Source organism: Streptomyces sp. NPDC050610 (genome assembly GCF_040654875.1).
GTDB lineage: Bacteria > Actinomycetota > Actinomycetes > Streptomycetales > Streptomycetaceae > Streptomyces.
This window is the reverse complement of record NZ_JBFAIV010000012.1, coordinates 208451-220753: the sequence shown is the minus strand read 5'-3', so window position 1 is coordinate 220753 and position 12303 is coordinate 208451. Positions and strand designations below refer to the sequence as shown.

Here is a 12303-nt window from a genome sequence, read left to right as displayed (position 1 = left end):
CGTAGACCTCGTCCCCGGTGACCCAGCCGACGTGGTGTCCGGCATCCAGGAACCGTTCGATCATCGTGCGGGCCAGTTCCGGCTTGGTCGCGAAGTCGGTGTCCTCACCGAGTCCGGCTGCCCGGCAGCGGTCCGGGGCGCACGTCCAGGAGCGCGGGATGTACAACTCCCGGTCCACCGCCGCGTGCCCACGCTCGCCGGCGTAGACCAGGTAGACCGCGACCTGGGAGTCCTCGATCCGTCCAGCCGTTCCGGTGTACTGGCGCTGGACCCCGACCGTGTGGGTGCCCTTCTTCACGTCGCCGGTCTCGTCGACCACCAGGACCGCGGCCTCGTCATAGAGGTGCTCGACGACGTATTCGCGCACGTCATCACGGACGCCATCGGCATCCCAGACGGCCCGGCACAGCAGATGCCGCATGCCGTGCGGGCTGGCCTCCCCGGCCCATTCCGCAATCGTCCAGCAGTTCTTGCGCGGCAGGTCCGACAGCAGGCCCAGCACCAACCGCCCGGTCCGCAGCCGTGGTTCGACCCGGGTGAACCGGCCCGCGATCCGGCCCATGACCACCGCGAACGCCCTCCCGCCAACGGACGGGTTCTATTCTGTGACCTGCGGCCACCGTCTCATCGTCACTCCACGCAAGTCACGATGATCAACGGTGGCCGCACCCGTCTCCGCACTGGCCCCGACCAGCAAGATCACGATCTACAGCTGGAGCATTAGGGGCTTCACAGGAGCTGGCCGCGAACACCCAAAGACAGGCATCGTCGGAGGTCAGAGGCTGTTTCTGGGTTGAAGTCCCGGTTACTTGAGTGCACCCGAAGCCGATCCAAAACCAGCCCGTCAGGAGGCACCTCCCAGCGGTAGCTGGGGGAGATTGAGGACACCCGAAGGCCGAGCCAATCCAGCCCGTCCGGCGATTGAGGACCGGGGCCCGGGGCAGCGCCCCGAAAAAGGGCCCGGCCCCGGGGCGGCACGAAACCACCCCGAAGCCGAGCCCCCAAAGGACGACAGCCAGCCCGCAGGGCTACGGCATCCACGCCTTCCAGACAGAAGGGTTCTTCTCCACCCACTTCTTGGCGGCGGCCTCCGGCGACAGCTTCTCCGAGGCGATCATCTCCGACACCTGGTTCTGCTCGTCCTTCGACCACTTGAACTTCTTCAGGAACGTCGCCGCGTCCCCGCCGTGCTTCACGAAGTTCGTGTTGAGGTACTTCTGAAGCGGCGTGGTCGGGTATTCGCAGTCCACCGTCGTCGGATCGGCCGCCCCCTTGTCCCCGCACTCGTCGGTGTACTTGGGCAGCTTCACCTCCACCATCGGCACCTCGTTGAAGAGCCACTGCGGTTCGTACCAGTACGTCAGAAACGGCTTCTTCTGCTTCGCGAACTGCTGGATCTGGGTGATCTGCGCGGCTTCCGACCCCGCGAAGACGACCTGGTAGTCCAGGTCGAGGTTCTTCACGAGGGCCTTGTCGTTGGTGACGTACGACGGCGATCCGTCGAGCAACTGCCCCTTGCTGCCGCTTTCGGGGGTGCGCAGCTGCTGGGCGTACTTGTTGAGGTTCTTCCAGTCGGTGACCTCGGGGTGCTTGTCCGCCCAGTACTTCGGTACGAACCAGCCGATGTGCCCGATGACGCCGACCCCGCCGGCCGGGGTGATCGTCTTCTTGTCCTTGACGTACCGCTGCTCCTGCTCGGGGTGGCCCCAGTCCTCCATGATGGCGTCGACGCGGCCCTGGCTGAGCGCGTCCCACGCGGGGACCTCGTCGACCTGGACGGTGTCGACGCGGTAGTCGAGCTTGTTCTCCAGCAGGTACTTGGCGACCGCGACGTCCGCCTGGGCGCCGACCCAGGTCTGTACGGAGAGGGTCACGGTCTTCGCGCCCTGGGCGTTGACGTAGGGCGAGGACTGCTTGGTCATGTCGGCGGCGCCGCAGCCGGTGGCGGCGAGCAGCCCGATCCCGGAGGCGGCGGCGAGCAGGGCCCGTCGGCGCGTGTTCGTACGACCCATGAGATGACGAGCCATGTCAGGCCCCCTTCCGCGCGCGTCGCGCCGTCGGCTGGGTGACCCGGTCGAGCATCAGGCCGAGGCAGACGATCGCGACGCCGGCGGGCAGGCCGGTGGCGAGGTCGCCCTTGGCGAGGCCGGTGACGACGTCGTAGCCGAGGGCTCCGGAGCCGACGAGGGCGGCGATGGTGACGACGGCGAGTACGAGCACCACGCCCTGGTTGGCGGCGAGCAGCAACGCGGGCCGTGCGAGGGGCAGTTGGACCTGCCGGAGCTGCTGGCCGCTGGTCGCGCCGAGCGAGCGGGCGGACTCCATGGCGGAGGGGTCGACCTGCTTGATGCCCTGGGTGGTGATGCGGATGACGGCGGGCAGCGCGTAGATCACGGCGGCGGCGACGCCCGGTGCGCGGCCGACGCTGAACAGCGCGACCACGGGGATGAGGTAGACGAACTGCGGCATGGTCTGGAACACGTCCAGGATCGGCCGCAGCACGGCCTCCAGGCGGCGGCTGCGGGCGGCGGCGACGCCGACGGCGAAGCCGACGACGAGCGTCACGACGAGCGCGGCCAGCACCTGGGACAGGGTGTCCATGGACGGCTGCCACAGTCCCAGCACGCCGATCGCGGCCATCGCGAGGACGGAGGTCAGGGCGGTGGCCCAGGTGCCGATCAGCCAGGCGAGCGCGGCGACGACGAGCAGGACGCCCCACCACGGCGCGGACTGGAGGCCGTCGCGGATCGGGTCGAGCACCCAGGTCGTGAAGTGCCCGGCCCAGTCGTTGGTGCCGCCGACGACGGGGACGCCGGAGTAGAGGTGGTCGACCATCCAGTTCTTGGCGTCGTTGACGGGCGCGGCGATGGCCACGGTCCAGCTCGCGGGCCAGATCTGCGAGCCGGCGAGCCGGCCGACGACGGCGACCACGACGGTGACGAGCGCGACGCCCGCCCAAGCCGCCTTGCCGCGCAGCCACTTGGGGCCGCTCGGTTCGGCGCCCATGCGCTCTCCGGCGGCGCCGGTCGTACGGTCCATGACGATGGCGAGGAGGACGATGGGGATGCCCGCGGCGAGGGCCGCGCCGACGTCGACGGCGGACAGCGCCTGGTAGACGCGGTCGCCGAGGCCGGCCGCGCCGATCATCGAGGCGATCACGGCCATGGACAGCGCCATCATGATGGTCTGGTTGAGGCCGAGCAGCAGTTCCTTGCGGGCCAGCGGCAGCCGGGCGGTCAGCAGCCGCTGCCGGCCGGTGGCGCCGAGCGATTCGACGGCCTCCAGGACGCCCTTGTCCGCGCCGCGCAGTCCGAGCGCGGTGAGCCGGGCCATGGGCGGCGCGGCGTAGATGACGGTCGCGATGACCGCGGACGGCACGCCGATGCCGAAGACCATCACGACGGGGAGCAGGTACGCGAAGGCGGGCAGCACCTGCATGGTGTCCAGTACGGGCCGCAGTACGCGGAACATCCGGTCCGACAGCCCGCCCGCGAGCCCGAGCAGCGCGCCGATGACGACGGACGCGAGGACGGCCACGACCATCAGGGCGAGCGTCTGCATGCCCGGCACCCACATGTCGAGGAGGCCGGTCACGGCGAAGGACACGAGGGCGGTGACGGCGATCCGCACGCCCGCGACGCGCCAGGCGACGAGGGTGGCGGCGGCGGTCACGCCGGCCCAGCCGAGTGCGAGGAGGACGAGGTAGACGGCGCGCACCGAGATGACGATGGCGTTGCTGACGTGGCCGAAGAAGTAGAGGAACAGCCAGTGGCTGTCCCGGTTGTCGATGATCCAGTCGCTGGCCTTGCCGAGCGGGCCGGACGCGTCGACGGTCAGCGCGTGGGGCCAACTGCCGCTGGCCCATTTGGCGTTGACGATGGGCACGAGCACCGCCGCGAGGACGGCGAGCAGCAGGAGCTTACGGACGGCGGGATGCCGCAGGGCCGATCTGAGGACCGGCGCCGGGGCCGCTTCGGGGGCGGCGGAGGTGGCGACGCTCACACGCGCCTCCCGCGGACGGCGCGGCCGGGCGGACCGGCGGTCGCGGCCGTGCGGCCGGCCGCGGCGGACCAGCCGCCGACGGGGCGCACGACGGGCAGCGGCGCGGTGCGGGCGGCGCTGCCGACGGTGGCCACCTCGGGGCGGAGCGCGTCGGCGACGGCGGATCCGGCGCGCGAGGCCCAGGCCGCGAGCCTGCGTCCGGCGGTCGGCCGCTCGTCGTCCGTGCCCTTGCGGGAGGCCGCGCCCGCGCGCAGCGCGGCGCTCGCGAGGGCGCCGACGGCGGCGGCCCCGGAGCGCGGGGCGGCGCCCACGGCGCCGGCCGCGGCCTTCCCGACCCGGCCCGTGACGTCGCCGGAACCGGAACCGGAGTCGGAACCGGAGCCGGCTCGGGTCTCTTCAGCCGCGACGGCGGCGTTCGCCGCCGACACCGTGCTGTCGTACATCGCGCTCATGCCGCCGCTGCCTCTCCACGGTCCAGTCCAGCCACTACGCCCAGCAGGCACTCGTAATCGATGACGCCGACGCAGCGCCCGTCGTCGACGACCCGCAGCGGGCCGCCGCTGCGCGCCACGGCCTCGATCGCGTCGGAGACGGTGGTGTCGGGCGCGAGCGTCGCGCCGTCCTTCGCGTCGGTCTTCGCGACCGGCCGCATGGCGCGGCGTACGGTCAGCACCTGCTCGCGCGGCACGTCGCGGACGAAGTCGCGCACGTAGTCGTCGGCGGGCGAGCCGACGATCTCCTCGGGGGTGCCGCACTGCACGATGCGACCGTCGCGCATCAGCGCGATGCGGTCGCCGACGCGCAGCGCCTCGCTGAGGTCGTGGGTGATGAAGACCATGGTGCGGCCCTCGTCGCGGTGCAGGCGGACGACCTCTTCCTGCATGTCGCGGCGGATCAGCGGGTCGAGTGCGCTGAACGGCTCGTCGAACAGGAGGACTTCGGGGTCGGCGGCGAGGGCGCGGGCGAGGCCGACGCGCTGCTGCTGGCCGCCGGAGAGCTGGCCGGGGCGGCGGGATTCGAGTCCGGCGAGGCCGACCTTGGCGACGATCTCGCCGGCCTTGGCGCGCCGTTCGGCCTTGCCCATGCCCTGGATTTCGAGCCCGTAGGCGACGTTGTCGAGCACGGTGCGGTGCGGGAGCAGGCCGAAGTGCTGGAAGACCATGGCGGCGCGGTGCCGGCGCAGGTCGCGCAGCCGGCCGCGGTCCATGCCGCACACGTCCTCGCCGTCGATGGCTATCTCGCCGCTGGTCGGCTCGATGAGCCGGGTCAGGCAGCGGACCAGCGTGGACTTGCCGGAGCCGGAGAGGCCCATGACGACGAAGACCTCGCCCTGGCGGACGTCGAAGGAGACGTCGCGGACGGCGACGGTGCAGCCGGACTCGCTGCGCAGCTCGTCCGCGGGAAGCTCGGCGAGCGGGCTGCCCGGCACGCGCTCCGGCTTGGGGCCGAAGACCTTCCACAGGTTGCGTACGGAGAAGACGGGCTCGCCGTCGGGTTTCGGGCCGTCCACCGCTTCGCGGGGCGCCGGTACGGTGCTGGTCATGCTCGATCACCCCCGGGTGTCGAGGCCGCGGCAAGCATTTCGGCGCACTTCTCCCCCACCATCAGGACTCCGATCATCGGGTTCACGGCGGGCATCGTCGGGAAGACCGATGCGTCGGCGATACGGATGTTCTGCATGCCACGGATGTTCAAGTTCGGGTCCACGACCGCGAGTTCATCATCGGAAGCGCCCATTCGGCAGGTGCCGGCCGGGTGGTACACGGTGTGCGCGACCTTGCGCGCGTACTCGCTGATGTCCTCGTCGGAGGTGACCTCCGGGCCCGGGCAGACCTCGCGCTTGAGCCAGCCGGCGAGCGGCTCCGTCTTGGCGATCTCGCGCGCGATGCGGATGCCGTCGACGAGGGTGCGGCCGTCGTAGTCGTCCTCGTCGGTGAAGTACCGGAAGTCGAGGGCGGGCTTGACCTCGGGGTCGGCGCTGGTCAGGTAGAGCCGGCCGCGGCTGTGCGGCTTGGGGATGTTGGGCGTCATCGACACGCCGTGCTCGGGCTTCTCGTAGCCGAGCCGCTCCGGGTTGTCGGTGAACGGGATTTGGTAGAAGTGGAACATCAGGTCCGGGCCGTTGGCCGCGGGGTCCCGCTGGATGAACAGCCCGGCGTCGGAGTCCATCGCCGAGTTCTCCGGGATGGGCCCGTCGGTCTCCCAGACGATGACCGACTCGGGGTGGTCGAGGAGGTTCTCGCCGACGCCCGGCAGGTCGTGGACGACGGGGATGCCGAGCGCTTCGAGGTCCTTGCGCGGGCCGATGCCGGAGTGCATCAGCAGCCGCGGGGTGTCGACCGCGCCCGCGCAGACCAGCACCTCGTTGGACGCCTCGACGAGGATCTCCTCGCCGTCCTTGGTCCGCACGTGCACGCCGGTCGCCCGGGTGCCGTCCAGCTCCAGCTTGTGCGCCCAGGTCTCCAGCATGATGTGCAGGTTCGGGCGGTCGAGGAACGGGTGCAGGTAGGCGACCGACGCGGAGGAGCGCTTGTTGTTCTCGGGGTGGTACGAGAGGTCGAAGAAGCCCACGCCCTCGTGGAACGGCTTCTTGTTGAAGCCCTCCACGCGCGGCACGCCGGTGGCCGCCTTCGCGGCCTGCACGAAGTCGCTCGCGATGGCGTTGCGGTCCTTCTCGTCCACCGCGACGATGTTGTTGCGCAGCCGGTAGAAGTACGGGTCCATGGACTCGGCGTCCCAGCCCTCGGCCCCGGCCGTCGCCCACTCGTCCCAGTCGCCGGGCAGCGGCTTGAAGGAGATCAGGGTGTTGTGCGAGGAGCACCCGCCCAGCACGCGCGCCCGGCTGTGCCGGATGTGGGAGTTGCCGCGCGGCTGCTCGACCGTCGGGTAGTCGTAGTCCAGGTCGCCGCCTAGCAGCCCCAGCCATCTGCGGAGCGTGAGGACGTCCTCCCGGTCGATGTCGGTGGGCCCGCCCTCGATGACGGCGACCGTGATGTCGGGGTTCTCGGTGAGGCGGGACGCGATGACCGATCCGGCGGTGCCGCCGCCGATCACGACGTAGTCGTACACGGGCATGGGGGGTGCTCCTCTGCTGCTACTGCTGAAGGTTCTGCGCGTGAAGAGTGGGCTGGTTGAACCGAGGGTCGAACGGGCCGTGGAACGCGCTGTACGGGACGGGTACGGGCGCGGTCAGCCGGCGAACCAGCGCACCGCCTTCGGTTCGAGGTTCTGGTAGATGTGCTTGGACTCGCGGTACTCGGCCAGCCCCGCGGGGCCCAGCTCCCGGCCGATGCCGGACTTGCCGAAGCCGCCCCACTCCGCCTGCGGCAGGTAGGGGTGGTAGTCGTTGATCCATACGGTGCCGTGGCGCAGCCGCCCGGCGACGCGCCGCGCGCGCCCCGCGTCGGAGGTCCACACGGCGCCGGCGAGTCCGTACTCGGTGTCGTTGGCCAGCTCGACGGCCTCGTCCTCGGTGCGGAACGTCTCGACGGTGACGATCGGCCCGAAGGTCTCCTCCCGCACCACGCGCATCCCCCGGTGGCACTGGTCGAGGACGGTCGGCGAGTAGAAGTAGCCGGTCTCGGGGCGGACCTTCGACGGCTTGGGGCGGGAGCCGCCGCAGCGCAGCGCGGCGCCCTCGGCCAGCGCGGAGGTGACGTACGCCTCGACCTTGGCGAGCTGCTGCTCGGAGACGAGCGGGCCGCACTCGACGCCCTTCTCGGTGCCCCGGCCCAGCTTGATCTTCTCGGCGCGGCGGGCCAGCTCGGCGACGAACCGGTCGCTGACCGACTCCTCGATGATCAGCCGCGCGCCGGCCGAGCAGACCTGGCCGCTGTGCGCGAAACCGGCGTTCAGCGCCTGGTCGACGGCGGTGTCGAAGCCCTCTTCGGTGGCGCAGGCGTCGGCGAAGACCACGTTGGGGTTCTTGCCGCCCAGCTCCAGGGCTATCTTCTTGGCCCCCGCGACGGCGGCGGCGCCCGCCTTGGTGCCGCTGGCCAGGCCGCCGGTGAAGGAGAACAGGTCCACGTCCGGGTGCTCGGCGAGGCGCTGGCCGACCGGGACGCCCGCGCCGGTGACGATGTTCGCGACGCCCGCCGGGAGCCCGGCCTCCACCAGCAGCTTGATCAGGTGCACGGTGGAGAGCGGGGTGACCTCGCTCGGCTTGAGGACGAAGGTGTTGCCCGCGGCGAGCGCCGGGGCCACCTTCCAGCTGGCCTGGAGCAGCGGGTAGTTCCAGGGCGTGATCAGCGCGCACACGCCGACCGGCTCGTGCACGACGACGCTGTGCACCTCGGGGCTGCCCGCGTCCACGACGCGCCCGCCGCTCTCGTTCATGACGAGGTCGGCGAAGTAGCGGAAGGCGTTGGTCACGTCGTCGACGTCGACGCGGCCCTCTTCGAGGGTCTTGCCGGTGTCCCGGCTCTCGGTCAGCGCGATCTCCTCGCGGTCGCGCTGGAGCAGGTCCGCGACGCGGCGCAGCAGCGCGGCCCGCTCGGCGACGGGCGTGCCGGGCCACGGGCCGGAGTCGAAGGCCCGCCGGGCGGCGGCGACGGCCGCGTCGGTGTCGTCCGTTCCGCCTTCGGCCACGGTCGCGAGGGGCCGGGCGTCTGCGGGGTCGAGGACCTCCCGCTGCGCGCCGGATGCGGCCTCACGCCACACCCCGTCCACATGAATGGTCTCGACTGCTGCCGACACGTCGTACTGCCTTCCGATCACTGAAAAGTTCCGCTGGTCACGCCAGCAACAGGGACCCCTAACCGGAAGATCCGAACGTATTCCTCATTCGCCGCCAAGAGTGGTCCGAGTCACTGTCCTCTCCCGTTCTGCCCCATTTGTTGCCGCCGGGTTGTTAGCGCGAGCTGAATGACCAAGCGATACGGCATGTGGGCCGCAGCGATCTGCGCGGCCGCGACAGTGGGCGTCGCCGGCTGCGGATCCGATAACTCCGACAGCGCGAAGGGCAAGGGGGAACTGGACGGACTCTCCGCCCAGGAGATTTCGAAGAAGGCGCGCGGCGAGCTGAGCTCCGCCTCCTCGCTGCGCATGAAGATGGACGCGGCGGCGGGCACGGCGTCCGCGAAGATGGACATCGCCGCGGACGACAAGAACAACTGCGCCGGCACCACGAGCCCCCCGACCGGCAAGGGCTCCGTCGAGGTCGTCAAGCGCGGCGACGAGGTGTGGCTGAAGCCGGACACCGATGTGTGGACCGCCGCGACCGGCGACCCGAAGAAGGGCGCGCTCGCCGCCAAGGCGGCGAAGGGCCGCTACCTGCACGGCAAGACCAGCGAGGCCCTGCTGAAGCAGATGGCTTCGTCCTGCGACGACCTGAAGACCTTCCAGAAGAAGATCGCGGGCGACAACGCGGGCGACGAGAAGCTCAAGAAGGGCGAGGAGACCACCCTCGGCGGCAAGCGGGTCGTGCCGCTCACCGCGAAAGGCAAGGACGGCGCGGAAAGCACGATCTATGTGGCCGCCGAGGGCAAGCCCCAGCTCCTGAAGATCGCCTCGAAGCAGAACGGCAAGACGAGCACCATGGAATTCACGGACTACGGGAAGCCGGTCGCGGTGAACCCGCCGTCGGAGAAGGAGTCCATGAGCGTCGACGAGTTCAAGAAGGCCGTGCAGAAGGGCTGACGCCGGGGGCCGCCCATAGCTCTGGGCACGCGGGCGACCTACTCACAAATCCACCGAAAACGGCTTCGGGGCCGACCGCCCCGGCACGCGGACTTTCTCCGGCACACGGACTTTCTCCGGCACGCGGGCTTTCTCCGGCCAGAGGGCCGGGGGCGGTCCGCCCGTCGTCCGCCCCCGCCGCCGCGCCAGTGGGGAGAACACCGACAGCACCCGTGGCGAATGGGCCCCTGGCGAACGGGCGGGCGCGCTCGCCGGTTCCGGTGTTCCACTTTCGCTCCGTGGGGATGCCTCCTAGCTTGCTCCTAGGGGTTTGGCCTCTGTGGCCGAACGTGGGGGCGTGGGCAAAGGGGAATCTCATGGGCCGGCACACCGCTCCGCTCATCGTCGTCAACCCCGGTTTCGAGGACGGGGCCAAGGGCTGGACGTTCAAGGGGGCCCCGGTCGACGGCGGCGGTGAGGCGCGCAGCGGGGTGGGCCGGAGCAAGCCGTTCAGCGGTGCGCTCCACGCCTGCCTCGACGCCCGTATCGGCCAGCGGGGGATCACCTCGGCCGCCCAGACGGTGACCGCCGCCGCGAACGGCGTCTACTCCCTGTCGGCCTGGGTGGCCGGGGAGGACGCCAACGCCCGCTTCGTCCTGCGCCGCAACGGCAGGACCGTCGCCGCCGTGTCCCCCGTCTTCGACGGCGACTACCGCCGCTGGACCCTCACGGACGTGGAGCTGCACGCCGAGGACCGGCTGGAGATCGCGTTCGAGGCGTCCGGCGGCGATACGGACTCGGGGTGGGTCGCCGTCGACGGCGTCATGGTCTCGCCGGGGCTGCCGGCCCGTCCGAGGGTCGCCTCGTCCAGCCGCGAGGTGGTCGAGATCTTCGACTGGGCGAAGGGGAAGGCGGCGGGCTGGGTCCAGCAGTGCGGTGCGCCGGGCCCGCTGGACATGGACGAGACCAGCCACCGCCCGCCCGCCGCCGAGGCCGAGTACGCCCCCTCGTACTGGGCGGGCTATCCGGACCGTACGGGCTATTACGCGCGCGACACCGCCCACCAGGTCAGCGGCGCCCACATCCTGGGCCTGGACGCCGAGAACCACACGATGCTGCGGTCCTTCGCGGCGTCGGCGACCGCCGAGCACCGGCACTGGCCGGTGTGGGCCGTCAACTTCGACGCGCGGACGCCGCTGGCCATCGACTACCGCAGCGCCCAGGAGTTCGTACGGGAGCTGCCCGCCCCCTTCGAGCTGGTCGAGAAGTGCGCCGCGGCCTTCCGCTGGAGCGGCGACCGCCGCTATCTCGACGGCGTGCTGTGGGACTTCTGCCGCCGTACGACCGAGGACTTCGTCGCCCAGCAGGCGGGACGGCTGGCGGGCCGGCCGGTGCCGGTCGCGGGGGCGGCGGGGACGCACATCTTCGACGAGGTGGCCACGTACAACGAGAGCGGCGAGCGGCTGGTCGAGGCCGGGGACGCCGTCGCGACGCAGTACCGGGCCTATCTCGCGGTGGCCGCGCTCGCCGACGCCAGGGACGACACCGAACTGGTACGCGCGTGCCGGGCCCGCGCCGCCAGGCTGCGCGCGTACGTCAACAGCGGCTGGACGGGGCCGGGTTCGGGGGCGGCGATGACCCGCGCGTACCGCGCCGACGGGACGGCCGTCAGCGGCTGGGGGAAGGAGAACAGCTGGTTCCTGCCGCTGAAGGGCGTCCTGGAGAGCGGCGCGCGCAACGACGCCTGCCTCGACTTCATCCAGCGCCAGGCGCTGTCCGCCGAGGGCCGGCCCGGGAACGCCGAAGCCCTCACCTACCTGCCCGACGCCTTCTTCCGGCACGGCCGGAGCGAGACGGCGTGGCAGTGGATGCGGCACATCTACAACGAGCGCGACAAACGGCACGCCACCAAGCGCTTCGTCAACGGCGACTACCCCGAACTGTCGTTCACCCTCGTATCCCAGCTCGTCGAGGGGCTGATGGGCGTCGAGCCGGACGCGGCGCGGCACGCCCTGACCACGTTCCCGCGGCTGCCCGTCGGCGGCGGCCCGGAGGAGAGCGTCCAGTGGGTGGAGGCGGCAGACATCCCCCTCGGCGGCGACCGCTTCACACTGCGCCACGACGGCAACACCAGCACCACCCTCACGCTGTACGCGGCCCCCGGCACGCATTACCGGTGGGAGGCGCGGTTCCCCGGTACGTACCGCCGGGTGCTGGTCGACGGCGTGGATCTCCCGGCGGACCGGTTCGGGACGGGCGACGGCCGCACCGGCACGACGCTGACGGTGCGACCGGGCGAGCCGAGGACGGTTCGGGTGGAAGTAATCTGACCAAATGCCTTCAGTTCTTGTGCTTGGTTTCGATCCCCAGGCAGTCCCCGGCGCCGACGCGGCGGCCTTCCACACGGTCCTGGACAACGAATTGGTCCGCTTCGGCGAACACGGCGTCGACGCGTCCATGACGCTGTTGCAACCGGACGAGACGGCCGGTCCCACGGCCGCCGAGGCGCTGGCCGCGCGCAAGTGGGACGTCGTGGTGATCGGGGGCGGGATCCGCAAGCCGGAACAGCTGCTGACGTTCTTCGAGAAGGTCGTGAACCTGGTCCGGGAGCACGCGCCGCAGGCCGCTATCGCCTTCAACACCAGCAGCGGTACGAGCGTGGAGGCGGCGGAACGCTGGCTGTGA

10 protein-coding genes are annotated in these 12303 nt (G+C 71.1%); 3 read left to right on the top strand and 7 right to left on the bottom strand.

Annotated features, from left to right (window positions below; all coding sequences use genetic code 11):
- The 7 genes from AB0I22_RS17715 to AB0I22_RS17685 all read right to left on the bottom strand — a co-directional run.
- Nucleotides 1–562 (bottom strand): IS701 family transposase (locus AB0I22_RS17715; RefSeq protein ID WP_363131714.1); only part of this gene is annotated, 562 nt, incomplete at its 3' end.
- A gap of 466 nt (nt 563–1028) precedes the next feature.
- The gene (locus AB0I22_RS17710; protein ID WP_363131713.1) at nt 1029–2012 is read right to left on the bottom strand and encodes an ABC transporter substrate-binding protein; all 984 of its coding nucleotides are present in this window, start codon (nt 2010–2012) and stop codon (nt 1029–1031) included.
- 16 nt (nt 2013–2028) lie between these two features.
- Nucleotides 2029–3942, bottom strand: coding sequence for an ABC transporter permease subunit (locus AB0I22_RS17705; protein ID WP_363131712.1), 1914 nt, complete (start codon nt 3940–3942; stop codon nt 2029–2031).
- 56 nt (nt 3943–3998) lie between these two features.
- Nucleotides 3999–4454 (bottom strand): hypothetical protein, encoded by a 456-nt coding sequence (locus tag AB0I22_RS17700; protein WP_363131694.1) that lies wholly within the window; start codon nt 4452–4454, stop codon nt 3999–4001.
- Nucleotides 4451–5545, bottom strand: coding sequence for a betaine/proline/choline family ABC transporter ATP-binding protein (locus tag AB0I22_RS17695; RefSeq protein ID WP_363131693.1), 1095 nt, complete (start codon nt 5543–5545; stop codon nt 4451–4453). Before AB0I22_RS17695 ends, AB0I22_RS17700 begins: the two co-directional genes overlap by 4 nt.
- Nucleotides 5542–7077 carry a GMC oxidoreductase gene (locus AB0I22_RS17690; RefSeq protein WP_363131692.1) on the bottom strand — a complete coding sequence of 512 codons (1536 nt, stop codon included), beginning with the start codon at nt 7075–7077 and terminating at the stop codon, nt 5542–5544. Before AB0I22_RS17690 ends, AB0I22_RS17695 begins: the two co-directional genes overlap by 4 nt.
- 114 nt (nt 7078–7191) lie before the next feature.
- Nucleotides 7192–8661 carry an aldehyde dehydrogenase family protein gene (locus tag AB0I22_RS17685; protein ID WP_363131711.1) on the bottom strand — a complete coding sequence of 490 codons (1470 nt, stop codon included), beginning with the start codon at nt 8659–8661 and terminating at the stop codon, nt 7192–7194.
- A 204-nt stretch (nt 8662–8865) separates the two neighbouring features.
- Here AB0I22_RS17685 and AB0I22_RS17680 point away from each other — a divergent pair, with 204 nt between their 5' ends.
- From AB0I22_RS17680 to AB0I22_RS17670, 3 genes are all read left to right on the top strand, one after another.
- A complete protein-coding gene (locus tag AB0I22_RS17680) occupies nt 8866–9639 on the top strand; it encodes a hypothetical protein (RefSeq protein ID WP_363131691.1) in 774 nt (257 codons plus the stop codon).
- Between the two features lie 356 nt (nt 9640–9995).
- Nucleotides 9996–11948: a hypothetical protein gene (locus AB0I22_RS17675; protein ID WP_363131690.1), complete on the top strand. Its 1953-nt coding sequence runs from the start codon at nt 9996–9998 to the stop codon at nt 11946–11948.
- Between the two features lie 4 nt (nt 11949–11952).
- Nucleotides 11953–12303: a hypothetical protein gene (locus tag AB0I22_RS17670; RefSeq protein WP_363131689.1), complete on the top strand. Its 351-nt coding sequence runs from the start codon at nt 11953–11955 to the stop codon at nt 12301–12303.